The following is a 26,149-nucleotide window of genomic DNA, read 5'->3' on the forward strand; positions in this document are numbered from 1 at the left end:
CCGCTGTCGCTGCGGCCCGGCAGTGCGGTTAGTGGTTGGTGGCCTTTTCGGCGCCCACCCCGGTCAGGGAGCGGACCTCCATTTCGGCCTGCTTGGTGGTGTCCTCGAGCTTCTTGTCCAGGACAGTGCCCAGCCAGCCCAGGAAGAACGCGAGCGGGATGGAGACGATGCCGGGGTTGCTCAACGGGAAGACCGCGAAGTTGGCCCCCGGGATCATCGACGTCTTGGCGCCGGAGACCACCGGGGAAAGTGCGATCAGGATGATGGCCGAGCCGAGGCCGCCGTACATGCTCCAGATGGCGCCCTGGGTGGTGAACTTCCGCCAGAACAGCGAGTACACGATCGTCGGCAGGTTGGCCGAGGCCGCCACCGCGAAGGCGAGAGCCACGAGGAACGCGACGTTCTGGCCGTTGGCGAAAATCCCGCCGACGATGGCGAGCAGGCCGATCACGACGACCGTGCGGCGTGCAACCTTGACCTCCGTGTCCGCGTCCGCCTTGCCCTTGGCCAGGACGTTGGCGTAGATGTCATGGGCGAAGGACGCTGCCGCCGTGATGGTGAGGCCGGCGACCACGGCGAGGATGGTCGCGAAGGCCACCGCCGAGATGAAGCCCAGCAACAGCGGGCCGCCCAGGTGGAAGGCCAGCAGCGGAGCCGCCGAGTTCACTCCGCCCGGAGCGCTCTTGATCGTGTCCGCACCCACCAGGGCCGCGGCGCCGTAGCCCAGCACCAGGGTGAACAGGTAGAAGATGCCGATCAGCCAGATGGACCAGACCACCGACTTGCGGGCTTCCTTGGCGGTCGGGACCGTGTAGAAACGCATCAGCACGTGCGGCAGTGCGGCGGTGCCGAGCACCAGGGCCAGGCCCAGGGACATGAAGTCCAGTTTGGATGTGTCGGACTTGCCGTACTGCAGGCCCGGGTTGAGGACGGCCGGGTTCTTGGCGGTTTCCGCCGCGCCGCCGAGCAGGTCCGAGAGGTTGAAGCCGTAGATCGCCAGGACCCAGAAGGTCATCACGGCGGCGCCTGCGATCAGCAGCATGGCCTTGATGATCTGGACCCAGGTGGTGCCCTTCATGCCGCCGATCAGGACGTACATGATCATCAGCGCGCCGACGACGATGATCACCAGCGCCTGGCCGCCCCAGTCGCTGATGCCCAGCAGCAGCGAGATCAGGCTGCCGGCACCGGCCATCTGTGCCAGCAGGTAGAAGAAGCAGACCGCCAGGGTGGAGATGGCCGCGGCGATGCGCACGGGGCGCTGCTTGAGCCGGAAGGACAGCACGTCGGCCATGGTGAACTTGCCGGTGTTGCGGAGCAGTTCGGCCACCAGCAGCAGCGCCACGAGCCACGCCACGAGGAAGCCGATGGAGTACATGAAGCCGTCGTAGCCGTTGATCGCGATGGCGCCGGTGATGCCGAGGAAGGAAGCCGCGGAGAGGTAGTCGCCGGCGATGGCGGTGCCGTTTTGCGAGCCGGTGAACGAACGGCCGGCGGCGTAGTAGTCGGCGGCCGTCTTGTTGTTGCGGCTGGCGCGGAACACGATCACCATGGTGACCGCGACGAACAGGGCGAAGATGCCCATGTTCAGCAGGGTGGTGTCCTTGAGGGCGGCGACGTTGACCGCGGGAACCATAAGGGTCATTTCGCTTCTCCGCTCACTCGGTTACCGTGCTTGTCGAACTCGTGGCCCTCGATTTCGTGCCGGATCTCGGAGGCGATCGGGTCCAGCTTCCGGTTCGAGTAGCTGACGTACCAGCCGGTGATGGCGAACGTGGAGACGAACTGCAGCAAGCCCAGGATCAGGCCGATGTTGATGTTGCCCCAGACCTTGGTGGACATGAAGCCCACCGCGTAGTCGGCCAGCAGGACATAGGCGAAGTACCACAGCAGGAATGCGATGGCCATCGGAAAGACAAAGCTGCGGTGCCGTTTGCGCAGTTCCTGGAACTGCTCAGTCGATTGGACTTCCTTGAAGTCCACGAACGCCGGTGCGTCCGTTTCTTGGGCTTCGTGACCCATCGTTCCTCCTCATTGAGACTGGCGAGCCACCCCCGGGTATCCCGGGCTCCGGGAAACAGACTTCCGGCCTTGTGTGACTGCAATCACTGTGCATCGTGACGCGTGTTACATTCCAGCACCGCCGTGTTTCCTGTCGCTCAACGGTCGCGATGCTGCGCCCAACGGCGCCTGCACGCCCCCGGCGGCACTCTGTGGCCGTTCCAGACCGCTTCCGGGCACCCGTGTGGCCCGCCGCGCTACGCTGGCAGCATGCCGGACTCTCCCCTCTTCACCGCCGCGGCGATCGCCGTGATTGCCCTGGCGATCGCCGTCGTCGTGGCCGTTGGACTCAAGGTCCTGCGCTCCTTCCGCGAGCTGGGCACCGACGCGGAACGCGCCACGTACAAGACCCTGCACGCCGCCTCGCGCGCCGGCCAGTATCTGCGCACCGGGCTGAACCCGGCCGGCGCGGCCAAGGCGAGCCGGCAGCTGCGGAGCCTGCTGGGTTGCGATGCCCTGGCGATCACCGACACGGCGGGCGTACTGGCCTGGGACGGCGCCGCCGAGGAGCTCAAGCCGGCGCTGATGGGGCTCGCTGCCAAGGTATTGGAAGGGGGCCACACCGCCGTGATCCCGGCGGGCGAGCTGTCGCTGCTGGCCAACGGCAAGGCCGGGGCGACGCTCGCCCCCGGGGTGGAGCGCGCCGTCGTGATCGCCCCCGTCAAGGCCGGCAGCCGGGTGGTGGGCGTGGTGGCGGCCTTCGCCCCGGCAGCCGGGTCCGGGCTGGTCCGGGCCACCAGTGAGGTGGCCGACTGGGTGGCGACGCAGGTGGAGCTGGCCGAGCTGGACGCGTCCCGGACGCTGCTGATGGAGGCCGAAGTCCGCGCGCTCCGGGCCCAGATCAGCCCGCATTTCATCTACAACTCGCTGAACGCGATCGCGTCCTTCATCAACACGGACCCGGTCCGGGCCCGTGAGCTGGTGGTGGAGTTCGCCGATTTCACCCGCTATTCCTTCCGCCGGCACGGGGACTTCACCACGCTGGCCGAGGAGCTGCGCTGCATCGACCGGTACCTGCTCCTGGAGCGGGCGCGCTTCGGCGACCGGGTGCAGGTGAGCCTGCGGATCGCGCCGGAGGTGCTCAGCACGGTGATTCCGTTCCTGAGCCTGCAGCCGCTGGTGGAGAACGCGGTGCGGCACGGCCTGGAAGCCAAGGAGGGCCCCGGCCATATCTCCATCACGGCCAACGATTCCGGCGCCTTCGCCGAGGTGACCATCGAGGACGACGGCGTCGGCATGGATCCGGAGAAGCTGCGGGCCGTCCTGGCCGGGCACAGCGATGGCGAACACGTGGGCCTGCATAACGTCGACGCCCGGCTGCGGCAGGTCTACGGCGAGGACAACGGCCTGGTGATAGAGACGGCCCCCGGCGAGGGCACCCTGATCACGATGCGGGTGCCCAAGTCCCAGCCAATGCACGACGCCTGAGCGGCCCCGGCCCTACACGGCAGTACCCTAGAACCATGATTAACGTCCTCGTCGCCGATGACGAGCTGCCCGCTGTCGAGGAGCTGGCCTTCCTGCTGGGCCGGGACGAGCGGATCGGTGCCATCCACCGCGCTTCCTCCGGCGCCGAGGCGCTGCGCGTGCTGGAGTCCCACGAGGTCGACGCCGTATTCCTGGACATCCACATGCCCGCCCTCTCCGGACTGGACATCGCCCGGGTCATCTCGCGCAGCGCCAAGCCGCCCGCCGTCGTCTTCGTCACCGCCGACGAGGACTGCGCGCTGGAGGCGTTTGAGCTCGCCGCCGTGGACTACCTGCTCAAGCCGGTCCGCGCCGAGCGGCTGGCCAGGTCGGTCGGCCGGATCAGCGAGCTGCTCCGGGAGGGGGCGCCGGCGCCGGAGATGATCACGGTGGACCTGGGCGGGAACACCAAGATGATCCGCCGCGAGGACGTCACCTACGTGCAGGCGCAGGGTGACTACGCCCGGCTGCACACCGCGGACGCGAGCTATCTCATCCGGGTGCCGCTGGCGGACCTGGAGCAGCAGTGGGCCGACGCCGGATTCCTGCGCATCCACCGCTCGTACCTGATCGCCCTGAACCACATCGGCCACATGAAGCTGGCCGCGGCCCGTCCCAGCGTGACCGTGGCCGGGGCCGAACTGCCGATCAGCCGCCGGCACCTGCCGCCGGTCCGGGAGAAACTCGAGGCGACCCGGATCCGGCCGCAGGCATGACCCGGGTCCGCGTTACCGCGCCCCGCGCGCTCCAGGCAGGCAGCACCAAGGCAGGCGGCGCCGCCGGGCGCTCGGCCGCCGACACGCGCGAGGCTGCCGAGGAGTCCGACGCCGGGCAGGTGTTCGTCCGCTCGCTGATCCGTTCCCAGCTCCGGCTCGGAGTGGTGGTGGCCGCCGGGTTCCTGCTGATCCTGCTCGCCTTCGCGCTGATGCTGGGGCTGCTGCCCGGCCTGGCCGAGCTGAGGATCGCCGGGCTGCCCTTCGACTGGGTGCTGCTGGGCGCAGGAATCTATCCGGTGATCGGGCTCAGCGCCTGGCTGTATGTCCGGACGGCCGCGCGGAACGAATCCCGCTACCGCGACCTGGCCGGGGACAAGTGAGGCGCCGGTGAACCCGGTCGTCGGCATCGCGGCCTTCGCGGCCGTCTCGCTGGCCACCGCCGTCATCGGCTTCTACGGCCTCCGGGTCTCACGCACCACCGGGGATTTCTACGTCGCCTCCCGCACGGTGCGGCCGTGGTGGAACGCCTCGGCGATCGGCGGCGAGTACCTGTCCGCCGCGAGTTTCCTCGGCGTCGCCGGACTCATCCTGCTCTCCGGCACCGACGCCCTATGGTTCCCGGTCGGCTACACCGCCGGCTACCTGATGCTGCTCTTGTTCGTGGCCGCCCCGCTGCGCCGGTCCGGCGCGTACACGATTCCCGATTTCACCGAGGCCCGGCTCGATTCCCGTGCGGTCCGCCGGGTGACGAGCTTCGTGGTGGTGGTGGTCGGTTGGCTTTATATCGTCCCGCAGCTCCACGGCGCCGCGCTGGCTATCCGGATCACCACCGGCCTGCCGGCCTGGGTGGGACAGGTGGCCGTGGTCGCCGTCGTCTGTGTGACGGTGGTGGCCGGCGGGATGCGGTCCATCACCTTCGTCCAGGCGTTCCAGTACTGGCTGAAGCTGACGGCGCTGGCCGTCCCGGCGCTGTTCATCCTGTTTGTCCTGGCCGGCAGCGGCTCCAGCGCGGTCGCCGAGGCGTCGGTGAATCCCACGGCGATGGCACCGGCAGGGCCGTACCAGAACATCTCGCTGCTGGTCGCCCTGCTCTTCGGAACCCTGGGACTGCCGCACGTGCTGGTGCGCTTCTACACCAACCCGGACGGCCACTCCGCGCGCCGGACCACGCTCATCGTGCTGGGCCTGCTTTCCGTCTTCTACCTGTTCCCGACCGCCTACGGCCTGATCGGGAGGGTGTTCGCACCGGAGCTGGCCAAGAGCGGCCAGACCGATGCCCTGGTGCTCCTGCTTCCGGGCCGGCTGATCGGCGGAACGGCCGGGGACCTGCTGTCCGCCCTCGTGGTGGCGGGCGCCTTCGCCGCCTTCCTGTCCACCACCTCGGGCCTGGTGGTGTCGCTCGCGGGTGTCATCAGCCAGGACATCCTGGGCGGCAGCGTGCGCGGCTTCCGGCTCGCCGCCTTGATCTCGGCCGTGGTTCCGCTGGGGATCGCGACCATGACGGACTCCACCGCGCTGGCCGGGAGTGTGGGACTCGTCTTTGCCTTCACGGCCTCGACCATCTGCCCCGTGCTGCTGCTGGGCATCTGGTGGCGCGGGCTGACGGACGCCGGCGCGATCGCCGGGATGCTGACCGGAGCCCTGCTCTGCGGCGGCTCCATGCTGGCAGGCACCGTGCTGGGTTCGGCCGCGACGCCACCGTGGCTCGCGCAGCCGGCCGCCTGGACGGTGCCGGCAGCCTTCGCCGTCATGGTCCTCGTCTCGCGGGCCACACAGGGCCGCGTTCCGCGGACTATCACCCGGCTGATGACCCGGCTGCACACCCCGGAACGGCCGCTCGCCACCGAACGGTGACGCGCCGCCAATGAAGCGGCGCTGCGTCAGTCGATCGCGGCCATGAGTTCGACGACGCGGTCCAGGAACGCGTCGACCTGGCTTTCCTCGTAGCCTTCGCGTCCGACGGCGGGGCGGAAGACGGCGCGGCGGATGTTGTCCACGCTGAGCGGCTGATCCTCCTCGAGGTAGCCGATCAGTTCGTGGCACAGGTCGTCGACGTCGGTGGTGTTGTAGCTGCGCACCTTGGCCTTGGTGGGACGGCGGAAACGCTGGCCGTCGGGGCGGTGCAGGCGGCCGCGCAACAGCCCTGCGAGCCGGCCGATTTCACGCAGCCAGGCCTCCTCGCCGCGCTCCCCGATCAGTTCGTCACGTTCCCGCCGGGCGAGGGCGTCCTCGAGGCGGTCCAGGGCCGCGTCCACCCCGGCGGCGGAGTAGCCGCCCTTGACCGGGTCGAAGGAGACGGCCCGGACATCGGCGCTCTTGACCGCGCGCCCGGCGGCATGGGGCGTTTCAAACGAGACCCGCGCGCGCTGCAGGAACTGGTCCACCTGCTTGGCGTTGTAGCCGTACTGGTTCCGCTGCACGCGGTCAAAGGAGGCCGGAATCTGCCGTTGAATGTCCACTGTACTATGTTTCCTTCGATGCCGTTCGGCTCTTGTTGCGCCAAGTTCAGGCGTGTTTGCCCGGCACCATTCTAGGCACCGGGAGGAGGCGGTGCGCTCCCTTAGCCGCCGGCGCCGGCGGAGAAGATCATGAATGCCACCGGGGAGGCGAAAACGATGGAGTCGAGTCGGTCCATGACTCCCCCGTGGCCGGGCAGGATGCTGCTCATATCTTTGATGCCGAGCTCACGTTTGACCATGGATTCGGCCAGGTCGCCTGCAGTTGCCGCCGCGACCATGCCCACGGCCAGCGCGGCACCGAACCACCAAGGCTCCCCCAGCACGTAGATGCTGGCGAGGATGCCCACCAGGGCCGCGCCGGCGATCGAGCCGCCGAAGCCCTCCCAGGACTTTTTCGGGCTGATCTTCGGCGCCATCGGGTGCTTGCCCAGCGAGGCTCCCACGAGGTAGCCGAAGGTGTCATTGGAGACCACCAGCAGCAGCAGCGTGCCGATCTGCCAGGCCCCGATCGGCACCACACCCCCGGGCCAGGGCCCGATCGGGGTGACACCGCCGGAGGCATGCAGCGGCAGCACGGCGAAGCTGATCAGGAACGGCACCCAGGCCATCGTGAAGACGCCGGCAAAGATGCTGCGCGCGGATCCTGCCGCTCCCTCCAGGGAGCGCCACAGCAGGACCGCCACACTGCTGAGCAGCAGCGTGAACAACAGGCTTTCCGGGCCGCCGAAGTAGGCGGCAAGCGGCATCGCCACGGTTCCCGTCATGGCCGGAATGATCGGCAGCCGGGTGCCGGAAGCTTCCAGCGCGCGGAACACTTCCCAGACGCCGAACACGGCGAAGGCGGTCACGATCAGCACGAAGGCCAGTGGCAGGAACAGCAGGCCGCCCAGTACGGCGAAGAGCATGGCAAGGCCGACCGCCGTAGCGGCCGGAAGGTTCCTGCCGGCTTTGGGCGTCGGGTTCTTCCGCTCTTTCCCCCGCACCCGGACGCGCGGTCCGGCTGCCTGCTGTTCGTCCCCCATCAGACCTCGAGCAGCTCGGCTTCCTTGCGCTTGAGCAGCTCGTCGATGCCCTCGACGTGGGCCTTGGTCAGGGCGTCGAGTTCCTTCTCGCCGCGGGTGCCCTCGTCCTCGCCGGCTTCGCCGTCCTTGACCAGCTTATCCAGGGTTTCCTTGGCCTTGCGGCGGATGTTGCGGATGGACACCTTGGCGTCCTCGCCCTTGGACTTGACGATCTTGACGTATTCCTTGCGGCGTTCCTTGGTCAGCTCCGGGATGGTGATCCGGATGACGTTGCCGTCGTTGGACGGGTTGGCGCCCACCTCGGAGTCGCTCAGGGCCCGCTCGATGTCCCGCAGGGCGGTCTTGTCGAACGGGGTGATGAGGATCGTGCGGGCGTCAGGGACAGCGAAGGAGGCCAGCTGCTGCAGCGGCGTCGGCGAACCGTAGTAGTCCACCAGGACCTTGTTGTACAGGCCCGGGGTGGCACGTCCGGTGCGGATCGAGGCGAAGTCTTCCTTGGCTACCTCAACCGCCTTGTCCATCTTGTCCCCGGCTTCGAGCAAGGTTTCTTCGATCACGTTCTCTCCTAAGAAATTGGTGCGTCCCCCAAGAGCGCGGGGAGCGGAACTGTCCTAAAAAACATCCTAGCCGCAGCTAGGGGGTGACTACGGTGCCCAGGTCCTCGCCGCGGATGGCCCGGGTGACATTGCCCTCGCCCTCCATGCCGAACACGACCATGGTGAGGTTGTTGTCCTTGCACATGGTCATCGCGGTCTGGTCCATGACGCGGATATCGCGGCGCAGGGCCTCGTCGTAGCTGAGCTTGTGCAGCTTCTCGGCGGTGGGGTCCTTCTTCGGGTCGGCGGTGTAGACGCCGTCGACGCCGCTCTTGGCCATCAGGACGACGTCGGCGTGCACCTCCATGGCGCGCTGCGCGGCGACGGTGTCGGTGGAGAAGTACGGGAGTCCGGCGCCGGCGCCGAAGATCACGACGCGGCCCTTCTCCATGTGGCGGATGGCGCGGCGCGGGATGTAGGCCTCGGCGACCTGGCCCATGGTGATGGCGCTCTGCACGCGGGTCTCCACACCGGCCTGCTCCAGGAAGTCCTGGAGGGCGAGGCAGTTCATCACGGTGCCGAGCATGCCCATGTAGTCCGCGCGGGAGCGGTCCATGCCGCTCTGCGAGAGTTCGGCGCCGCGGAAGAAGTTTCCGCCGCCGACGACGATTGCGACCTCGACGTCGGGAACGGCTGCCGCGATCTGCTTGGCGACACCGCGGACAGTGTCCGGGTCAACGCCCAGTTTGCCGCCGCCGAAAACTTCGCCGGACAGCTTCAGGAGCACGCGGCGCCTGGTCTTCTTTGGCTGGGCTGAATTGTTGACGGTATCCATGGTGCCTTCCCGTTGGTGAGCTCTGAAAAAGGGTATCGTGCCGGGGACAAAAGGCTGCATTCCCCTCCGGGCAGCGTTCCCGGGTGCATGCAAAAGGGGTGGCCACCGCAGTGACCACCCCCTCAGCGTGACTTACTTAGGAACCGACGCGGAAACGCGTGAAAGCGGTTGCCTTGACGCCGGCCTCTTCGAGGACCTGGGCGACGGACTTCTTGGCATCCTTGGCGAATGCCTGGTCAACGAGGACCTCGCCCTTGTAGAAACCGGTAACGCGGCCTTCCACAATCTTGGTCATCGCTGCCTCGGGCTTGCCCTCGGCCTTGGCGGTTTCCTCCGCGATGCGGCGCTCGGACTCGACCAGCTCGGACGGAACGTCCTCGCGGGTCAGGTAGTTCGGGGCCATAGCGGCGACGTGCACGGCGACGTCGTGGGCTGCGGTGGCAGCTGCTTCGCCTTCACCATCAACGGCGAACAGCACGCCGACCTGGGCCGGGAGGTCCTTGGAGGTCTTGTGCAGGTACGCGTCGACGGTCGGGGCCTCGATGCGGGAGATGCGTCGGACGACGACCTTCTCGCCCAGGATGGCGCCCTCTTCGACGACAACCTCGGAGAGCGGCTTGCCGTCAACGTCGGTTGCCAGCAGGGTCTCGAGGTCGGCAGCGCCCGACTCGACGGCCACGGCCAGAACCTTGTCGGCGAGCTGGATGAACTTGTCAGCCTTGGCGACGAAGTCGGTCTCGCAGTTGACTTCGATCATCACGCCGACGCCGTTGGCGACCTTGGCAGCAACCAGGCCCTCGGCGGTGGAGCGGCCTTCGCGCTTGGTAGCGCCCTTGAGGCCCTTGATGCGGATGATCTCGATGGCCTTGTCGGCGTCACCGTTGGCTTCGTCAAGAGCCTTCTTGACATCCATCATGCCGGCGCCGGTGCGCTCGCGCAGAGCCTTGATATCAGCGGCAGTGTAGTTCGCCATGTGAACCCCTCTGTCTAGAAATTTGTGTGGTGTACGGACTGACAGGACGGCTGCTCACCCAGTGAGCGGCCATCCTGTCAGTACCCCTTACGCTGCTAAGAGCGTGCGGGGAGATCCAGATTTACTTGTCTGACTACTTGGCTTCGTCGGCGGCCGGAGCGGCGTCGGCGGCGGGAGCCTCAGCGGCCTCCGGAGCAGCAGCTTCAGCGGCGGCCGGAGCGGCAGCAGCTTCGGCCTTGCTGCCCTCGAGGAGCTCGCGCTCCCACTCGGCCAGCGGCTCTTCCGGAGCTTCCGTGGTGCCGGTGGCGCGCTGGTTGCGGGCGATCAGGCCCTCAGCAACGGCGTCGGCAACAACGCGGGTCAGCAGGTTGACGGAGCGGATGGCGTCGTCGTTGCCCGGGATCGGGAAGTCGACTTCGTCCGGATCGCAGTTGGTGTCCAGGATGGCCACAACCGGGATGTTCAGCTTCTTGGCCTCGTCAACGGCGAGGTGTTCCTTCTTGGTGTCGACAACCCAGAGGAGCGAAGGCGCCTTGGTCAGGTTGCGGATACCACCGAGGTTGGTCTCCAGTTTGGTCAGCTCGCGGCGAAGGAGCAGCAGTTCCTTCTTGGTGTAAGCGGAACCGGCGACGTCGTCGAAGTCGATCTCTTCGAGTTCCTTCATGCGCTGGATGCGCTTGGAAACCGTCTGGAAGTTGGTCAGCATACCGCCGAGCCAACGCTGGTTCACGTACGGCTGGCCGACGCGGGTGGCCTGCTCGGCGATGGCTTCCTGCGCCTGCTTCTTGGTGCCGACGAAGAGAACGGTGCCGCCGTGTGCAACGGTGGCCTTCACGAACTCGTAGGCACGGTCGATGTAGGACAGCGACTGCTGCAGGTCAATGATGTAGATGCCGTTGCGCTCCGTGAAGATGAAACGCTTCATCTTCGGGTTCCAACGACGGGTCTGGTGTCCAAAGTGGACGCCGCTGTCAAGCAGCTGGCGCATAGTTACGACGGGCATGCCGACGCTCCTTCCGGCAGGTCATTCATGAGAAAGCCCTGGGCTCTCTTACCCTGCCAATAGTTGACGGTTGTTTAGCAACACCCAAGACGGGTGTTCCTCCTGGCATCCACCGCACCCCTCATCCGGACCATGGGGCCGGACCGTAAGAGGCGCAGTCCTCCGCACCCGGAAGCCGGGCTTCGGACAGGGAGGGCTGGATACGCGTAGTCAGCCGCTGCTCCCGCACTCCTGAATGAGACGTGCTGCCGGTCCAGATAACTGGACGTAGGCATGAGGGCACAGCAAACTGCTCCACCTAGTGTACTACAGCGGACCTGCCCGATTGGACGGTTTCGGGCGTCGGGAAGGACGGCTTTCGGGCCCGGTTTCGGGCCCGGTTTTTGGGTGGCGGCCCGCCCGGCTGAGGGCGGGGCTGCGGGCGGGGTTGCACGCGGTGCAGCGGGACTGGTTCGGGGCGGAAATCCACATAGCCGGCCGGGGCTCTTTCCGGCCGGGGACGCCCGCTGCAGGCTGGCGGCATGAAGGTTTCCATTGTGCTCGCAGCATTGCTGCTCGTCCCGCAGTCCATGGTTGCGCAGCCGGCTTCCCCGGCCGGGGACTGGAGCTGGCCGCTCTCCCCCAGGCCTGCCGTGCTGCGCGCCTTCGACCCGCCCGCCAGGCCCTGGCTCAGCGGTCACCGCGGGGTGGATCTCCAGGCTGCGTTCGACGGCGCTCCAGTCACCTCGCCGGCGTTGGGCACGGTCAGCTTCGTGGGCATGGTGGTGGACCGGCCCGTGGTCGTCATCGACCACGGCAACGGCCTGCGGAGCAGTTTCGAACCCGTCGACAGCACGCTGCGGCCCGGCGACGCCGTGGGCCGGGGGTCGGCGCTGGGACGGGAGCTGCCCGGCCACTGCGGCGGAACGCCGTGCATCCACTGGGGCGTGCGGCGCGGCGACGAATACCTCAATCCGCTGGCGTTTGTGATGGACCTGCGGCCCTCCATCCTGCTTCCGCCCGTCAGTCCCGGCTCGGGACAGGGCGGTTCCGGATGAAGGGCCGCAAGGGTGCTGCGCGGGCGCCCCGTCATTCGGTGGCGTCAGTCGAGCGCCTAGACGATGGCCGAGATCCCCGTGATCGCCCGGCCGGTGACCAGGGTGTTGATCTCGTGGGTGCCCTCGTAGGAGTAGATGGCTTCGGCGTCAGAGAAAACCTTGGCCATCTCGTAGTCCGTGACGATGCCGTTGCCGCCCAGGAGGCTGCGGCCGATGGCGACGCTTTCGCGCATCCGCGCCGTGGTGAACGCCTTGGCCAGGGCCGACTGCTCGTCCTTTGCTTCGCCGGCATCCTCGAGTTGGGACAGGCGGACCATCATGCCCATCGAGCTGACGACGTTGCCGAGGATCTGCACGAGCTGGTTTTGGACAAGCTGGAAGGAGGCGATCGGGCGGCCGAACTGGCTGCGCTCGACGGCGTAGCGGCGTGCGACGTCAAAAGCGGCGAGCTGCTGGCCGACGGCCTGCCAGGCCACCGACAGGCGGGTGACCTTCAGGACCTTGTTGGTGTCCCGGAAGCTGTTGGCATTGGCGAGCTTGAAGAAGTCCGGCACCATAACGTTGTCGAGGGTGATGTCGGCGTTCTGGACAGTGCGCAGCGAAATCTTGTTCTCGATCTTGGTGGCGCTGTATCCCTCGGTCTTGGTGTCCACGAGGAAGCCCTTGACCTGGTTGTCGGCAAGGTCGCGGGCGTAGATGACCACCCAGTCGGAGAAGGTGGCGTTGCCGATCCAGCGCTTGGCGCCGTTGAGGATCCAACTGTCGCCCTCGCGCCGGGCGGTGGTGCGGGTGCCGCCGGCGACGTCGGAGCCGCCCAGTGGCTCGGTCAGGCCGAAGGCGCCGATCTTCTTCAGGGAGTAGATGTCCGGCAGCCAGGCCTCCTGCTGCTCCTGGGAGGCGAGCGCCTCGATGGAGCCGGTAAACAGCCCGTCGTGCACGCCCATGAAGGTCGCGATCGAGGTGTCCGCCCGGGTTGCCTCGGCGTGCAGGATCCCGGCGAAGAGGTTCGAGTAGCCCTGGCGCTTGACCGGGCTGACCAGGTCGATCTCAGCCAGCTTCGGGATCAGGTCCATCGGGAACTCGCCGCGGTTCCAGCAGTCCACGGCGATCGGCTTCACCTCGCGGGCCAGGAACTCGCGGACCTCCGCCAGCCGGTCCTTCTCCTTGCCGCTGAGCAGCTGCTCGAAAGCGAAAAAGTCGCCGTCGGCGTAGGGGAGGTTGTTGATGTCGATTGCAGCTTTGGACATGTTGTTCCTTCACTTGTGATCAGCAGCGATCAAAAGGGCACGGGCACCGCGCCGCGGATATGTTACTCGTGAGTAACATATCCCAGTTTTCGACCGGGTGGCAAGTGACCGGGCACACGCCGGGGCCTGAATCCTGCCGGCCTGGCAGTGAGCTGGGGCGGACCGGCGCGGGATGTGATCCGGGACAGCCAGGGGGCGGTCGCGCGAGGGCTGCGGGATGGCCGGCGCGGTACAAAAAGGGGCCGCAACTGACGAAGGACGTCTGCTGCGGCCCCGGGGACACGGTGTGTCCAGGGAACTTTGGTGATGTTGTAGGGCTACTCGGACTTGAACCGAGGACCTTAGGATTATGAGTCCCGCGCTCTAACCAGCTGAGCTATAGCCCCGTGGGCCCGAACGGCCATGCCCCGAAGGGCCGGACCGTTCCGGGCAAAAACACTCTAGCAATAGTAGTCGCCCCGGCCCGGCCAACCGCCTCCGCCGGGGCTGCTGCCCGCTTAGACGACCAGGTCGTCGTAGCTGGCGCCGCGGTAGATGTCCTCAAAGGTCTGCAGCGTGCGTTCGATGCTGTGGCTTTCCACCATGCTTCGGCTCGCTTTGCCCATGGCCGCACGCTCGTCCGCCGGCAATGACAGCACCCGTTCGATCTTGGAGGCCAGGTCGTCGCTGTCGTTCGGCGTGAACAAGAAGCCGTTCTCGCCGTCGTGCACCAGGTGCGGCAGGGCCATGGCGTCGGCCAGCACCACCGGGGTGGATGCGGACATCGCCTCGAGCGTGACGAGGGACTGCAGCTCGGCGGTGCCGGGCATGCAGAACAGGTCCGCGCTCAGGTAGGCACGGCGCAGTTCCTCGTCGCTGGCCAGGCCCAGGAATTTGACCCGGTCCTGCAGGCCCAGCCGATCGACCTGCGCCTCAAGCGCGGGCCGGACTTCGCCGCCGCCGACGATCTCCAGGTGGACGTCGAGTGCAGGGGGCGTCTGGGCGACGGCGTCGATCAGCACGTCGATGTGCTTTTCCTCCGCAAGGCGGCCGACAAACAGCACGGTGGGGCTGGAGTGCTGCACTGCCTCCTCGCCCGGCTTCAGTTCATAGGCTGCCGCATCGATGCCGTTGGACAGCGGCAGTACTTTGCGCAGGAATGCGTGCTGGTGCATGGCCTTGGCGGCGAGCGGCGTCGGCGTGGTGACGACGTCGGCCTGGCCCATGACCTTGCCCATGTCGCGCCAGGACACGCGGCCGACGATGTTCTTGAACCACTGCGGGAAGGGCAGGAACGGGTTGAGGTTTTCGGGCATGAAGTGGTTGGTCGCGACGATCCTGATGCCGCGCTTCACCGCCTCGTAGAGGACGTGTTCGCCGATCATGTAGTGGCTTTGGATGTGCACCACGTCGGGCTGGATCCGGTCGAACAGCAGGCCGATTTCCTTCTTGGTCTCCCACGGGAAGGTGATCCGGAAGTACTCGTGGGTCGGCACCGAGTGCGAGCGGAGCCGGTGCACGGTGGCCTCGTCGCGGAACTCGCTGTAGCTCTTGCCCTTGCTGGGGCGGCAGGCCAGGACATGGACGTCATGCCCGCGGCCGGTCATGCCCTTGGCCAGGCGGTAGCCGAACTGCGCGGCACCGTTGACATCCGGCGGATAGGTATCCGCCGCAATCAGGATGGTCAGCTTTTTGTCGGCTTGGTCGTTCTCGGGCATGGTCACGGGGATAGCTCCTGGTGGTCACGGTGCGGTCAGCTGGGCTGTGGTGGCCGGCTGGCCGTCGACGCAGGCGGCGGCCTGCGCCGGAAGTCTGTGGCGCCGCCCTAGGACGGCCTGCCCGCGGCCTTCCGCGCGTCCTTCTTGCGCTTGGTGACCTCGGGGTGGTGCCTGGAAAGGGCGATCACTCCCACGATAGCAAGGAGTGCGGCCGCGCCCATGGCAATCGCCGTCACGGCGTGGACGTCGGGACGCAGCTCCCCCAGGATCACAATGCCGATCGCGATGCCGATAATCGGGTCGATGACCGTCAGCCCGGCGATCACCAGATCGGGCGGACCGCCGGAGTAGGCGCTCTGCACAAACCAGGAGCCCAGGCCGCCGGCGGCGAGGATAGCGACCAGCGTGTACCACTGGACGTTGAGCAGGAACATCCCGTTCGGATCGACGAGATGCTTGCCGATGATGCGGGTCAGGACCGCCACGAAGCCGAACAGCACGCCCGCGCCGAGGATATAGACGAAGGCGCTCATCCGGTGCTTGAACAGCAGCGCGAGTGTTCCGAAGAGGCTCACGGCCAGGGCCAGCAGCAGCACGATGGTGAGCTCGTCCGAACCGCTCACGTGGTGGTTTTCCTGCGTGACATTGACCGCCAGCACCACGAACAGGGCCGAGCCGGTGACACAGGAGCTGATGGCCACGACGGTGGCCCGGTTCATGCTGAGCCCCTGGTCCTTGGCATTGATGACGGTGGTGATGACCAGCGCGATCGCCCCGATCGGCTGGACCACGGTCAGCGGCGCCGAGACCAGGGCGACGGCATTCATCGCCGTCCCTACGCAGAGCAGCAGCAGCCCCAGGACCCAGCGCGGGTTGCGGATCAGGCGAAGCAACCCGTGGGAGCTGAGCGCCAGCCCTCCGGTGTCCGCCTTGACCGCGCTCCCCTGCCGTTGGGCGCCGAAGGCAAGGAAGAAGGCGCCAAGTACCGCCAGCACAACTGCGAACCAGACCATCAGCGGAGGCCGCCGTCGTCGATGTCGTTTCCGCTGCGCTGTCCGGGGAGGTTCCCGGCCGCATTGCCCTGTGTGAGGTCCCGGCCCTTGCGGATGATGGCCCAGAAGTAGTTGTAGGCCGCGATCCAGTGCCCCACGAGGCCCAGCCCCAGGAAGATCCAGGCAGCCACAAAGTAAGCGCCGGTGCCGGGGACGGGCAGCTTGGAGAGCACCAGCAGCGGCGTGCCGACCAGCAACAGCCCGGTACGGATCTTGCCGATCCGGCTGACGGGCAGGTCGGGATGGCTGTGGAAGTAGGACAGCGAGAGGACGAGCAATACCAGGTCCGGCACCAGCAGCGCGGCCAGGTACCACCACTGCACGACGCCGGCGATCACGAGGGTGACGGCGACGGCGATCAGGGACAGCCGGTCGGCGATGGGATCCATGACTCGGCCCAGCTTGGACATCTGGTTGAAGCGGCGTGCGATGTAGCCGTCCACCCAGTCCGTGCTGGCCATCACTGCCAGCACGAGCGCGGCGGTGCCGTACTCCTGCTCGGCCAGGACCAGCCAGATGAAGAGCGGCACGCCGAGGAACCGGACCACGGTCAGCAGGTTAGGAACGGTGAAGACCAGGTCGTGATGGATCTGGGGCTGCCCGGCGCGTGCGCCAGCGCCGATGAACTTCATCCGTTCCCCCTTTCCACAGCCGGCAACGAGTTAGTGTCGGAGTCCAGGGTGGAGCCTAGCCTTTGAGCAGTCGGCGCAGCAGGATCACGAGGGCCGTCGTCGAGGCGGCGAGGGCTGCCAGCGGCTTCCAGCGTTTGCCGAGCTCGGCGGCGGCTCCGGACATGCCGGATTCGTTAGCCCCGGCGGACGCGGAGGCACTTTCGCCGGAAGCCTTGGCCTGGCTGCGGAACCCGGCGATCTTGTCATCCACGAGTTCCTTGCCTTCTTCCAGCTTCTGCTGGGTGGCGGCGAGGAGGGCCTGGGCCTGGGTCTTGACGTCGAGTTCCTGCCCGAGTTCGTCGCGCACGCCGGTGAGGTGCTGCCGGCGCTGGTCCAGGCGGCGCCGAAGCTCACCCTCGGTCGGGGCAGGGCCCAGATCGGGCTGTTCGGCTGCCTTCTTGGCTTCCTTCTCCGCTTTGGCCTTCGCGGCGGCTTCTTCCTTGGCTGCTTTCGCCGCCTTGGCCTGCGGGGAGTTGGGGTCCAGGACGGCGGCGTCGAACGCTGAGCCTTCCTTCGCGATGCCAAGGTCGTACTTCAGGCCGCGGATGGTCTCCTCGGGGAGCAGCGGCATGGCCTTCTTGAACCGGCCGTAGCCGATCAGGCCAACGATCAGGGCAATCACCAGGAAGGCGGCGCAGACCAACAGGGCGGCGAGCCACGCCGGCATGATGGTGGCGAGGCCCATGATGGCCGCCACGATGAGCCCGATCACGAGGAAGGCGACAAAGACGAGGGCGACGCCGAAGAAGGCGGCCGCGACGCCGAGCTGGATGCCCTTGCGCTTGAGTTCGGCCTTGGCGAAGGCGATTTCGTCGTTGAGCTGCCGGGGTGCCAGCTTGAAGATCAGTTTCAGGGTTTTGGGCAGCGCCGAAAGGCGTAGCCCCCCGTTTGTCCTGCCGGTGTGCCGTCCGCTCATCGGTTCCGCCTAACTGGTGCCATCTGTGATTCCGCTTCCGCTGGATTGCCGGGTCTGCGCGGCTTCACGCACTCCCAGGTGTCAAAACTACCATTCAGGGTCCCGGCGGCGTCCCGCCTGCGCTCGTGGGCACGGGCGTGGCGGGCGGCGCCGGCGTGCGGCGGGCTGTCCCGTGCTGGCCCTAGGATTGTCCTCTGTGCATACACCCAGCAATCCCGGGGATTCCCTGAGCCGCCGTCGCAAGCTCCTCTACATCCTGATGCTCGGCGCTTTGACGGCCCTTGGGCCGTTCACGGTGGACCTATACCTTCCGGCGTTCCCGGCTCTGGAGGCGAGTTTTGGTGTCACCGAGGCGGCTGTGCAGCTGACCCTGACCGGCACGACCGTCGGCTTTGCCCTGGGCCAGCTTGTAGTGGGGCCGCTGAGCGACAAGTTCGGCCGGCGGCTTCCGCTGATCCTGGCCACCGGGGTTCACATCGGAGCCTCGCTCGGGGCCGCCCTGTCTACCGACATCGGCACGCTGGGCCTGTTCCGGGTGCTCATGGGGATCGGCGCCGCCGGCGGCGGCGTGGTGGCGATGGCAATGGTGCGGGACCTTTTCAGCGGCTACGCGATGGTCCGGATGTTCTCCAGGATGGCACTCGTCAACGGCCTGGCCCCCATCCTGGCACCCGTCATCGGATCCCAGCTGCTGCTGCTCATGCCGTGGCCCGGCATCTTTTTCTTCCTCGCCAGCTACGGCAGTTGCGTCATCATCGCGGCCCTCTTTGTGGTGCGCGAGACGTTGCCCAGGGAGCTGCGCGGGACAAGCGGCCTGACCATGCGCCAGCGCTACCGGGTCCTCTTCGCCGACCGCATCTTCGTGGGCATGCTGATGCTGGGCGGCATGAACTTCGGCGGCCTGTTCACGTACCTGTCGGCTTCCCCGTTCCTGTTCCAAGGCGTGTACGGCTTCTCACCGCAGCAGTACGGCCTGCTGTTCGGCATCAACTCGCTGGGGATCGTCGCCGGGGTCCAGACCAGCTCCCGGCTCATCAAGCGCGTCCCGCCGCAGTGGATCCTGGCCTGCTCGACGGCGTGGATGTTCCTGATGGCCCTGCTGATTGTGCTCTTCGACCAGCTGGGCTTCGGCCTGTGGGGTGTGATGGTGCCGCTCTGGCTCTACATCCTGGGCGCGGGCTTCACCTTCCCCTGTGTCCAGGTGCTGGCCCTGGCCAAGCACGGTGCACAGGCCGGGACTGCGGCCTCCCTGCTTGGTGCAGCGACCTTCCTGATGGCCGGCATCATTTCCCCCGTGGTCGGCTGGCTGGGCCTCGGCTCGGCGACGCCAATGGGAGCGGTCCAGGCTGGCTGCATCCTGCTGGCGGCTGCGTCCCTGTGGCTCGTAGTCCGGCCGCGGACCGTGCCCTCGATCCACTAGCCCGGGCGTACACGACGGGCATGTCCGGTGCTGCGTGGCAGCTGTGAGCATGTCCAGCGGACGGGGCACGACAGAGGGTGCGGGGGTGCCATGCTGCCCTGTTCGCGGCCTGCAGCTGGCGATAAAGTTGTGGTGTGCCTGACTGGCAGGATCCTCCTCCCCTACCGGCCACGTGGCAGCGCTGCGACGACGGTATTCTGCCTCTGTGGTGGGAGCGGCTGTGCTCGCAAACGAGCCCCCAGTCCGCTGCCCTTTACGCGGCCGGGCTGTTCACCGAGGACCGGCGACGGCCGATCGCGCAGTGGTACAACCCCGCTTACGACTCAGCCCTGCTGGTAGCCCTCGAGACATCGCCGGAATGGCCGGTGCAGCGCTTCGGCATCTTCTACGCGCCGCCGCGCGGAGGCTTCACCCGGGTACATTCCTCCGCGCACGAGTGGCATCCGCGGGAGCCGCGGCAGTCCCCCACCGCAGAGGAAGCCTTCCAGGCCGCCGTGGCCGAGGCGGAGCGCTTCCTGCAGGTCGAAATGTTCTTCGTCTGAAGTCTCGTCCGTAACCGGCGTGCGTGACTGGGGCAAGAAAAAAGGTCCCGCGGCCGGTTTTTCACCGGCCGCGGGACCTGTCCGCTCCTCCTGCTGGACTTGAACCAGCAACCCTTCGATTAACAGTCGAATGCTCTGCCAATTGAGCTAAGGAGGAATGAAGCAGGTACGACATTAGCAAAGGTTTTACCGCGAGGGAAATCGGCGGCGGCGGACACGGACGGCGCCCGCTCCGTTCCGGTCACATACCCCCTCCGGGTATACAAAAAGTCCCCGTTCCGGTGGCCCGGAACGGGGACTGTGCGCTCCTCCTGCTGGACTTGAACCAGCAACCCTTCGATTAACAGTCGAATGCTCTGCCAATTGAGCTAAGGAGGAATGAAGCGGATATAAGCCTAGCAAACACCGTGCCGGGAAGCGAAATTGAGCCCCGGAGTGAGCACAGCAGGGCTCAGCCTCGGCCCAATCACACGCGGAGGATCAGGAGTCCATGCGGAGCGAGCGCCGCTGCATCTCCAGTTCCATGAGTTCCCGGTTCAGTCGCTGGAATGCTTCCGGGTCCGCCGCGGCGTCGAGGCGCTGCAACTGCCCCATCTTGTCGGCCTTGACCCTGGTGATCTGCAGCTCGAACAGCCGCGCCAGGATGTCCCGGCAGTAGCGTTGAACAGCCTCGGCGGTGCTTGCGGGCAGCGGCACGACGGCGAGCTCGGACACAAGCGGCCGAAGCGGCTCCGGAACCTCCTGCAGCAGCTGCTCGACCCACCGCGCAGGATCTCCGATGGAGCCCGGGCCGGAGGCACGGATCGCTTCGTGGATCGCCAGGTAGGCAGGCGTGGAGAACCGCGCCTCGGAGAAACGCTGCCACGTCGCCCCTTCGAGGGTCGAAGGATGCTGGAGCACCACCTCGAGCGCCTGGCGTTCCATCGCGGCCACGGGATCGCGCGGGTCCGGCCGGTTGAAGGCAGGCAGCGTGGCCGACGGCGGCAGCGGCGCCACTCCGGGGGCGGCGCCGGGGGCCGTTCCGGCGGGGCGCGCCTGGTTTTGCCCGTATCCCTGCCCGGCTCCTCCGGACGTCCCCTGGGCGTTGCGTTTGGCCGCGGCACCAACCGCCCGGCTGACCTCTTCGACCGGCATTCCCAGCCAGCCGGCTAGTTCGCGGGCATAGGCGGGCCGGATGCCGGCATCACGGATCTGGGCGACCACGGGAGCCGATTCGCGCAGTGCCGCGATCCGCCCCTCGACCGTGTCCAGGTTGTGCCGCCGCAGGGTGGCACGGATCGCGAATTCAAACAGCGGCCGGCGGGTGCCAATCAGGTCACGGACGGCCGAGTCACCCTTGGCCTGGCGCAGCTCACAGGGGTCGGATCCGCCGGGCTCTACGGCCACGTAGGTCTGTGCCACGAAGCGCTGGTCCTCCTCGAAGGCGCGCAATGCCGCCTTCTGGCCCGCGGCGTCGCCGTCGAAGGTGAAGATGACCTCTCCCCCGCTGCCGTCGTCGGAGAGCAGCCGGCGGGCAATCTTGATGTGCTCGGTGCCGAACGCGGTGCCGCAGGTGGCCACCGCCGTCGTGATCCCGGCGAGGTGGCAGGCCATCACGTCGGTGTAGCCCTCCACCACCACCAGTTGGCGGTCCTTGGCGATGTTCCGCTTGGCGAGGTCGATCCCATACAGGACCTGCGACTTCTTGTAGAGCGCGGTCTCGGGGGTGTTGAGGTACTTGGGACCCTGGTCGTCCTCGTAGAGCTTGCGTGCGCCGAAGCCGATGGTGTCGCCGGCAATGTCGCGGATGGGCCAGATCAGCCGGCCGCGGAAACGGTCGTAGATCCCCCGGCCACCTTCCGAAAACATGCCGGTCAGTTTGAGTTCCGCGTCGGTGTAGCCGCGGCCGCGGAGGTGTTTGAGCAGCGAGTCCCAGCCCTGCGGCGCGTAGCCGACGCCGAACTGTTCCGAGGCGGCACGGTCAAAGCCGCGGCCGTAGAGGAAGTTCCGGCCTTCGGTGGCCCCAGGAGTCAGCAACTGGGCGCGGAAGAATTCGTCGGCGATCTTGTGCGCGTCGAGCAGCCGCTGGCGGCGGCCGATTTCCTCCCGGTTCGGGCCCGAACCGCCGTCCTCGTAGCGCAGTTCGTAACCGATCCGGGCTGCGAGCTTCTCCACTGCTTCGTGGAAGGTGGTGTGGTCCAGTTTCTGCACGAACGAAATGACGTCGCCGTCCTCGCCGCAGCCGAAGCAGTGGTAGCGGCCCACCTGGGGGCGCACGGTGAACGAGGGCGAGCGCTCGTCATGGAAGGGGCACAGGCCCTTGTAGGACCCCAGGCCGGCGCCCTTGAGGGTCACATAGCCGTCGACGACTTCCTTGATGTCGGTGCGCTGGCGCACCTCGTCGATATCTTCACGTTTGATCAGGCCGGCCACGATGCCATCCTAGTCCCAGGGTGCGACGCCGGACGGCTGCCTATGGCGCCCGCCACCCGCACCGTCACCACAGCGACGGCAGGCTTCCGACGAGTCGTTCGTACATTGCCAGCGCCGAGCCGTCGGTCAGCGACGCCACCTGGTCGATGACTACGCGCAGCCGGGCGCCGTCGTCCTCCGCGGCGCGCCAGTCGGCGGCGAACATCGGCTCCAAGTGGCGGTCGCCGCTGGCGCTGAGCGCGGTCACGAGCGCGTGCAGGACCTCGCGCTGGCGCTCGTAGATGGGCTGGCGGTGTTCGGTGGTCATCACGAAGGTGGTGGCCAGGCCCTTCATCACGGCGATCTCCATCACGGTTTCGTCCGGGACGATGAGCTCGGCGTTGTAGCGGGTGAGGTTCTCCGGACCGTAGACGGCGCGGGTGGTCTCGAGCGCGCTCTGGCAGAACCGGCCGATCAGCTGGCTGGTCATGTCTTTGAGGGCCGCCATCGATTTCCGGCTGCCGTCGGCCTCGCGGACCCAGACACTGGTGGCCTCCAGCCGGGCCAAGGCCGCGTCGATGGCGGACGGATCGTTGTGCGGCAGGTACCACTGCTTGGCGTAGCCCACCACCCTGGCACGGTGGTCGGGGTTGTCCATCCAGCGCAGCTGGAAGTGCCCGGCAACGATCGCGTCCTCGACGTCGTGCACCGAGTAGGAGATGTCGTCCGCGAGGTCCATGACCTGGGCCTCGAGGCAGGAGCGGCGCTCGGGCGCGCCCTCGCGGATCCAGTCGAAGATCGGCAGGTCGTCCTCGTAGGCGCCGAATTTGCTGGTCCGCTGGCCGTGGATGACGGGGGCGTTCTCTGCCGACCACGGGTATTTCGCGGCGGCGTCGAGGCTGGCGCGGGTCAGGTTAAGCCCGGCGGGGCGGCCGTCCGGTGCCAGCACCTTGGGTTCCAGCCGGGTCAGCAGGCGCAGGGTCTGGGCGTTGCCTTCGAAGCCGCCGATCGCGTGTGCCACCTCGTTGAGCGCCGATTCACCGTTGTGGCCGAACGGCGGGTGGCCGAGGTCGTGGCTGAGGCAGGCGGTGTCCACGACGTCGGGGTCACAGCCCAGGGCGCGGCCGAGTTCACGGCCAACCTGTGCCACCTCGAGGCTGTGGGTCAGCCGGGTGCGGACAAAGTCGTCCGTGTCCGGGGCGACCACCTGGGTTTTGGCCCCGAGCCGGCGCAGCGCCGAGGAGTGCAGCACACGGGCGCGGTCGCGTTCAAAGTCGGACCGGTAGGTGCTCTTGGGCGGCTCCTCGACCCAGCGGGCGCAGTCACGGTCCACGTAGCCGTCGAGAACCGGCGCCGTTGTCCTGGTTTCAGCCACCGGATACGTCCAGCTCGGCGAAGGAGATGTCCTGGGACTGCTCGGCATCGAGGCTGCGGTTGAGCAGCCAGTCCTTGGGCAGGGCAGGCTTCTTGGGTGATCCGGCGCGGCCGCGCGGGCCTTCGGCGTCGGCCCCCGGATAGGGCGAGTCGAGGTCGAGTTCGTCGAGCGTGGCCCGAAGGACTTCCAGGCTGGTCACGAGCGCCAGCCGGTGCCGCAGGTCGCTGCCCACCACGTAGCCCTTGAGGTACCAGGCCATGTGCTTGCGGATCTCGCGCAGGGCCTTGCCCTCGTCACCGAACGTCTCGACCATCAGTTCGGCGTGGCGGTAGATGCTTTCGGCCACCTGGCGCAGGGCCGGGGTGTGCCGGACGTCGCTGCCCTCGAAGGCAGCCATGAGGTCCCCGAACAGCCACGGCCGGCCCTGGCAGCCGCGGCCCACCACGACCCCGTCCACGCCGGTTTCGCGGACCATCCGTACGGCGTCTTCGGCGGACCAGATGTCGCCGTTGCCGAGGACGGGGATGTCCGGGAGCGCTTCGCGGAGCCGGGCGATGGCGGACCAGTCGGCCTTGCCGGAGTAGAACTGCGCGGCGGTGCGCCCGTGCAGGGCGACGGCGGCGACGCCCGAGTCGCGGGCAATGCGGCCGGCGTCGAGGTAGGTGAGGTGGTCCTCGTCGATGCCTTTGCGCATCTTGATGGTCAGCGGGATGTTGCCTTTGGACGCTTCCTTGACCGCGGTCTGGACGATCGAGGTGAAGAGGTCCGTTTTCCAGGGCAGCGCCGAGCCGCCGCCGCGCCGGGTTACTTTGGGCACGGGGCAGCCGAAGTTGAGGTCGATGTGGTCCGCACGGTCCTCCTCGACCAGCATCCGCACAGCTTGGCCCACGGTCACCGGGTCCACGCCGTAGAGCTGGACGGAGCGGACTTTCTCGTCTTCGTCGTGCGAAATGATGCGCAGGGATTCGGGCGTGCGCTCCACGAGGGCGCGGGAGGTGACCATCTCCGCCACGTACAGGCCGCCGCCGTATTCACGGCAGAGCCTGCGGAAGGCGGAGTTGGTGATGCCGGCCATCGGGGCCAGGATCACGGGGGTGTCCACCGTGAGGGGGCCCAGCTTCAGGGGCGGCAGTTCCAGCTTGGGGGCGGGAGGGGTTGCTACAACAGTCACCCGTCCATTGTCTCAAAGCCGGGCAAATCGGCAGGATCCGGCACGGCTATGTGGATATCGCGGCCAGCCCGACGCCGGTCTCCGCCGTTGTCAGCCGCGCACGGCGGCCCGCCGGCCGCGGCGGCTCGGCAGTGTCGAGCCGTCGGCGCCGGCATCCGATTCCCCATCGTCGGAACCGCCCGCGGAGCTGTCGTCGAAACCGTGCCGGGACGGGGTGCCAGCAGCGCCGGCACCGGCGGGCCTGCCGCCGGTGCCGCCCTCCACCGCGTTGCCGCCCTTGAGCCCGGTGGCTTTGACGACGAGCACCGCGATCAGCGTGGTCACCGGGATGGCCAGGACCAGCCCGATGGAACCGACGAGGGTGCGGATGACTTCCTCGGAAAGTTCGGCGCTGGTCAGGGCGTCGCCCAGCGGCCGCTCGTAGAGCATCACGATGATCAGGATCGGCAGGGCCGCGCCGGCGTAGGCGAAGGCGATGGTGTACACCGTGGAGGCGATGTGGTCCCGGCCGATCCGCATGGCCGAGGCGAACAGTTTCCGCGCCGATGTCCCGGGCGCGAGCTCCCACAGTTCCCACACCGCGGAGGACTGGGTGATCGTGACATCGTTGAGCACGCCGAGCCCGGAAATGATGAGCCCGCAGAGGATGATCCCCGAGATCGAGATGTGGTCCGAGACGTTGGCCAGCGTGGCGGCGTCGTGGTTGCCGACGCCGGCCAGGTTCGCCGCGTCCGTGGCCCAGGCCGCGAGGGCTGCCGTGATGCCCAGGCCGAACATCGTGCCCAGCAACGCCGTCGAGGTCCGGGCGGTGAAGCCGTGGGCAAAGTACAGCACGCCGATCATGATCACCGTGGATCCGACCAGCGCCAGCAACAGCGGCGGCTTGCCTTCGACCAGGCCGGGCAGCATGAACGTGACGAGCACGGCGTAGGCCCCGACTAGGCCGATGAGGGCACGCAGGCCGCGCCAGCGCGCCACCGCGATCACGACGACGGCGTAGAGGACGGCGAGCAGGATGATGGGAAGGGTCCGGACGAAGTCGACGAACACGTACGCGGGCGTGCCCTGGGCGCCGGCGCCTTGGGCTTTCGAAAGGTTCAGGTAGCGGATGTCGTCGCCGGCCTTGACGCCGTGCGACTTGGCGACGTCGGGGTTGATCACCACTTTGACCGGGTTGCCGCCCTTGTCCGGTTCCGTGTAAGCGAAGGTGCACTGCGAGCCTGCGCCGGGCCCGGCTGCGGCCGGGGCCCCCGGCTGGGCGGCGGCATCCATGCAGCCGGCGACGACGACGCGCTGGATCTTTCCGGTGTCGAAGCTGACACCGGGCGCGGCCGCGTAGGGGCTGGACAGCTTGAGTCCCTCCTTGCTGCCCGAGGGCCACATTAGCACCATGGCCACGATGGTCAGCAGCGTCAGCGGCACCAGGACGGCGGCCAGGATCCAGTTGGCCTTCTTCCGTGCGGCGAGCGCGCGGGGTGTCGGGTCGAAATGCCCTCGGGTGTGTGAATGTCCGGCGCCCACTAGCAGTTCAACCTCATGCCGAAAACTCTACGGCGTC

24 protein-coding genes and 3 tRNA genes are annotated in these 26,149 nt (G+C 67.5%); 7 read left to right on the forward strand and 20 right to left on the reverse strand.

Annotated elements, in window-relative coordinates; all coding sequences use genetic code 11:
- Positions 1-28: 28 nt before the first annotated feature.
- Entirely contained in the window at positions 29-1,645 is a 1,617-nt protein-coding gene (locus AC1DK9_RS08730) for a solute symporter family protein (RefSeq protein WP_476861652.1), read from the reverse strand.
- Entirely contained in the window at positions 1,642-2,022 is a 381-nt protein-coding gene (locus AC1DK9_RS08735) for a DUF485 domain-containing protein (RefSeq protein ID WP_476861653.1), read from the reverse strand. Before AC1DK9_RS08735 ends, AC1DK9_RS08730 begins: the two co-directional genes overlap by 4 nt.
- A 249-nt stretch (positions 2,023-2,271) precedes the next feature.
- On the opposite strand from AC1DK9_RS08735, the gene AC1DK9_RS08740 reads away from it, so the two are divergent.
- From AC1DK9_RS08740 to AC1DK9_RS08755, 4 genes are read left to right on the forward strand one after another with little or no spacing between them, the layout of a single operon-like run.
- Positions 2,272-3,489 carry a sensor histidine kinase gene (locus AC1DK9_RS08740; protein ID WP_476915666.1) on the forward strand — a complete coding sequence of 406 codons (1,218 nt, stop codon included), beginning with the start codon at positions 2,272-2,274 and terminating at the stop codon, positions 3,487-3,489.
- A 35-nt stretch (positions 3,490-3,524) separates the two neighbouring features.
- A complete protein-coding gene (locus AC1DK9_RS08745) occupies positions 3,525-4,244 on the forward strand; it encodes a LytR/AlgR family response regulator transcription factor (RefSeq protein WP_476915667.1) in 720 nt (239 codons plus the stop codon).
- On the forward strand, positions 4,241-4,624 hold the full coding sequence (locus AC1DK9_RS08750) for a hypothetical protein (protein WP_476915668.1): 384 nt from the start codon (positions 4,241-4,243) through the stop codon (positions 4,622-4,624). Before AC1DK9_RS08745 ends, AC1DK9_RS08750 begins: the two co-directional genes overlap by 4 nt.
- Positions 4,625-4,631: 7 nt before the next feature.
- Complete coding sequence (locus AC1DK9_RS08755; protein WP_476915669.1) at positions 4,632-6,098, forward strand: sodium/solute symporter; 1,467 nt, start codon at positions 4,632-4,634, stop codon at positions 6,096-6,098.
- A gap of 26 nt (positions 6,099-6,124) precedes the next feature.
- Here the strand turns inward: AC1DK9_RS08755 and AC1DK9_RS08760 are convergent, their stop codons facing one another.
- From AC1DK9_RS08760 to rpsB, 6 genes are all read right to left on the reverse strand, one after another.
- On the reverse strand, positions 6,125-6,703 hold the full coding sequence (locus tag AC1DK9_RS08760; protein WP_476861658.1) for a DivIVA domain-containing protein: 579 nt from the start codon (positions 6,701-6,703) through the stop codon (positions 6,125-6,127).
- 101 nt (positions 6,704-6,804) lie between these two features.
- A complete protein-coding gene (locus AC1DK9_RS08765) occupies positions 6,805-7,725 on the reverse strand; it encodes a phosphatidate cytidylyltransferase (protein ID WP_476915670.1) in 921 nt (306 codons plus the stop codon).
- Entirely contained in the window at positions 7,725-8,282 is a 558-nt protein-coding gene (gene frr, locus AC1DK9_RS08770; RefSeq protein ID WP_307037393.1) for a ribosome recycling factor, read from the reverse strand. The genes AC1DK9_RS08765 and frr overlap by 1 nt, the downstream gene beginning before the upstream one ends.
- Positions 8,283-8,358: 76 nt before the next feature.
- Positions 8,359-9,096, reverse strand: a complete 738-nt coding sequence (gene pyrH / locus AC1DK9_RS08775) for a UMP kinase (RefSeq protein ID WP_476861660.1) — start codon at positions 9,094-9,096, stop codon at positions 8,359-8,361.
- 136 nt (positions 9,097-9,232) lie between these two features.
- Positions 9,233-10,069, reverse strand: a complete 837-nt coding sequence (gene tsf, locus AC1DK9_RS08780) for a translation elongation factor Ts (protein ID WP_476861661.1) — start codon at positions 10,067-10,069, stop codon at positions 9,233-9,235.
- 133 nt (positions 10,070-10,202) lie between these two features.
- Positions 10,203-11,072: a 30S ribosomal protein S2 gene (gene rpsB / locus AC1DK9_RS08785; protein WP_476915671.1), complete on the reverse strand. Its 870-nt coding sequence runs from the start codon at positions 11,070-11,072 to the stop codon at positions 10,203-10,205.
- Between the two features lie 521 nt (positions 11,073-11,593).
- Here rpsB and AC1DK9_RS08790 point away from each other — a divergent pair.
- Positions 11,594-12,109, forward strand: a complete 516-nt coding sequence (locus AC1DK9_RS08790) for a M23 family metallopeptidase (RefSeq protein ID WP_476915672.1) — start codon at positions 11,594-11,596, stop codon at positions 12,107-12,109.
- A 56-nt stretch (positions 12,110-12,165) separates the two neighbouring features.
- On the opposite strand, the gene AC1DK9_RS08795 is transcribed toward AC1DK9_RS08790, so the two are convergent.
- From AC1DK9_RS08795 to AC1DK9_RS08820, 6 genes are all read right to left on the reverse strand, one after another.
- A complete protein-coding gene (locus tag AC1DK9_RS08795; RefSeq protein WP_476915673.1) occupies positions 12,166-13,356 on the reverse strand; it encodes an acyl-CoA dehydrogenase family protein in 1,191 nt (396 codons plus the stop codon).
- A gap of 312 nt (positions 13,357-13,668) precedes the next feature.
- A tRNA-Ile gene (locus AC1DK9_RS08800) sits at positions 13,669-13,742 on the reverse strand.
- A 111-nt stretch (positions 13,743-13,853) separates the two neighbouring features.
- Complete coding sequence (locus AC1DK9_RS08805) at positions 13,854-15,053, reverse strand: glycosyltransferase (RefSeq protein WP_476915828.1); 1,200 nt, start codon at positions 15,051-15,053, stop codon at positions 13,854-13,856.
- 107 nt (positions 15,054-15,160) lie between these two features.
- The gene (locus AC1DK9_RS08810; RefSeq protein WP_476861665.1) at positions 15,161-16,066 is read right to left on the reverse strand and encodes a DMT family transporter; all 906 of its coding nucleotides are present in this window, start codon (positions 16,064-16,066) and stop codon (positions 15,161-15,163) included.
- Positions 16,066-16,737, reverse strand: coding sequence for a CDP-alcohol phosphatidyltransferase family protein (locus tag AC1DK9_RS08815; protein ID WP_476861666.1), 672 nt, complete (start codon positions 16,735-16,737; stop codon positions 16,066-16,068). Before AC1DK9_RS08815 ends, AC1DK9_RS08810 begins: the two co-directional genes overlap by 1 nt.
- Positions 16,738-16,792: 55 nt before the next feature.
- Entirely contained in the window at positions 16,793-17,692 is a 900-nt protein-coding gene (locus AC1DK9_RS08820) for a phage holin family protein (protein ID WP_476915674.1), read from the reverse strand.
- A gap of 196 nt (positions 17,693-17,888) precedes the next feature.
- Between AC1DK9_RS08820 and AC1DK9_RS08825 the strand changes: the two genes are divergently transcribed.
- Both AC1DK9_RS08825 and AC1DK9_RS08830 read left to right on the forward strand, forming a co-directional pair.
- Positions 17,889-19,112, forward strand: a complete 1,224-nt coding sequence (locus AC1DK9_RS08825; protein WP_476915675.1) for a multidrug effflux MFS transporter — start codon at positions 17,889-17,891, stop codon at positions 19,110-19,112.
- Between the two features lie 134 nt (positions 19,113-19,246).
- Entirely contained in the window at positions 19,247-19,654 is a 408-nt protein-coding gene (locus AC1DK9_RS08830; RefSeq protein WP_476861669.1) for a hypothetical protein, read from the forward strand.
- A gap of 84 nt (positions 19,655-19,738) precedes the next feature.
- Here AC1DK9_RS08830 and AC1DK9_RS08835 read toward each other — a convergent pair.
- The 6 genes from AC1DK9_RS08835 to AC1DK9_RS08860 all read right to left on the reverse strand — a co-directional run bounded on the left by AC1DK9_RS08835 (position 19,739) and on the right by AC1DK9_RS08860 (position 26,112).
- Positions 19,739-19,811 (reverse strand) — tRNA-Asn (locus AC1DK9_RS08835).
- 148 nt (positions 19,812-19,959) lie between these two features.
- A tRNA-Asn gene (locus AC1DK9_RS08840) sits at positions 19,960-20,032 on the reverse strand.
- Between the two features lie 102 nt (positions 20,033-20,134).
- Entirely contained in the window at positions 20,135-22,066 is a 1,932-nt protein-coding gene (gene dnaG / locus AC1DK9_RS08845) for a DNA primase (RefSeq protein WP_476915676.1), read from the reverse strand.
- A gap of 64 nt (positions 22,067-22,130) precedes the next feature.
- Positions 22,131-23,420 (reverse strand): deoxyguanosinetriphosphate triphosphohydrolase, encoded by a 1,290-nt coding sequence (locus AC1DK9_RS08850; RefSeq protein ID WP_476861671.1) that lies wholly within the window; start codon positions 23,418-23,420, stop codon positions 22,131-22,133.
- Positions 23,413-24,591 (reverse strand): tRNA dihydrouridine synthase DusB, encoded by a 1,179-nt coding sequence (gene dusB, locus AC1DK9_RS08855; protein WP_476915677.1) that lies wholly within the window; start codon positions 24,589-24,591, stop codon positions 23,413-23,415. The genes AC1DK9_RS08850 and dusB overlap by 8 nt, the downstream gene beginning before the upstream one ends.
- A gap of 90 nt (positions 24,592-24,681) precedes the next feature.
- Positions 24,682-26,112, reverse strand: coding sequence for a YibE/F family protein (locus AC1DK9_RS08860; RefSeq protein WP_476915678.1), 1,431 nt, complete (start codon positions 26,110-26,112; stop codon positions 24,682-24,684).
- Between the last annotated feature and the right edge of the window lie 37 nt (positions 26,113-26,149).

This window comes from Arthrobacter sp. 01T414 (assembly GCF_056398965.1).

What these genes read in the sequence shown, in the direction of transcription:
- AC1DK9_RS08795 (WP_476915673.1), bottom strand. Translation starts at nt 13,356, where the DNA reads ATGTCCAAAGCTGCAATCGACATCAACAACCTCCCCTACGCCGACGGC.
- rpsB (WP_476915671.1), bottom strand. Translation starts at nt 11,072, where the DNA reads ATGCCCGTCGTAACTATGCGCCAGCTGCTTGACAGCGGCGTCCACTTT.
- AC1DK9_RS08820 (WP_476915674.1), bottom strand. Translation starts at nt 17,692, where the DNA reads ATGAGCGGACGGCACACCGGCAGGACAAACGGGGGGCTACGCCTTTCG.
- AC1DK9_RS08750 (WP_476915668.1), top strand. Translation starts at nt 4,241, where the DNA reads ATGACCCGGGTCCGCGTTACCGCGCCCCGCGCGCTCCAGGCAGGCAGC.
- AC1DK9_RS08805 (WP_476915828.1), bottom strand. Translation starts at nt 15,053, where the DNA reads ATGCCCGAGAACGACCAAGCCGACAAAAAGCTGACCATCCTGATTGCG.
- AC1DK9_RS08790 (WP_476915672.1), top strand. Translation starts at nt 11,594, where the DNA reads ATGAAGGTTTCCATTGTGCTCGCAGCATTGCTGCTCGTCCCGCAGTCC.
- AC1DK9_RS08815 (WP_476861666.1), bottom strand. Translation starts at nt 16,737, where the DNA reads ATGAAGTTCATCGGCGCTGGCGCACGCGCCGGGCAGCCCCAGATCCAT.
- tsf (WP_476861661.1), bottom strand. Translation starts at nt 10,069, where the DNA reads ATGGCGAACTACACTGCCGCTGATATCAAGGCTCTGCGCGAGCGCACC.
- AC1DK9_RS08745 (WP_476915667.1), top strand. Translation starts at nt 3,525, where the DNA reads ATGATTAACGTCCTCGTCGCCGATGACGAGCTGCCCGCTGTCGAGGAG.
- pyrH (WP_476861660.1), bottom strand. Translation starts at nt 9,096, where the DNA reads ATGGATACCGTCAACAATTCAGCCCAGCCAAAGAAGACCAGGCGCCGC.
- AC1DK9_RS08765 (WP_476915670.1), bottom strand. Translation starts at nt 7,725, where the DNA reads ATGGGGGACGAACAGCAGGCAGCCGGACCGCGCGTCCGGGTGCGGGGG.
- AC1DK9_RS08810 (WP_476861665.1), bottom strand. Translation starts at nt 16,066, where the DNA reads ATGGTCTGGTTCGCAGTTGTGCTGGCGGTACTTGGCGCCTTCTTCCTT.
- AC1DK9_RS08740 (WP_476915666.1), top strand. Translation starts at nt 2,272, where the DNA reads ATGCCGGACTCTCCCCTCTTCACCGCCGCGGCGATCGCCGTGATTGCC.
- AC1DK9_RS08735 (WP_476861653.1), bottom strand. Translation starts at nt 2,022, where the DNA reads ATGGGTCACGAAGCCCAAGAAACGGACGCACCGGCGTTCGTGGACTTC.
- AC1DK9_RS08730 (WP_476861652.1), bottom strand. Translation starts at nt 1,645, where the DNA reads ATGACCCTTATGGTTCCCGCGGTCAACGTCGCCGCCCTCAAGGACACC.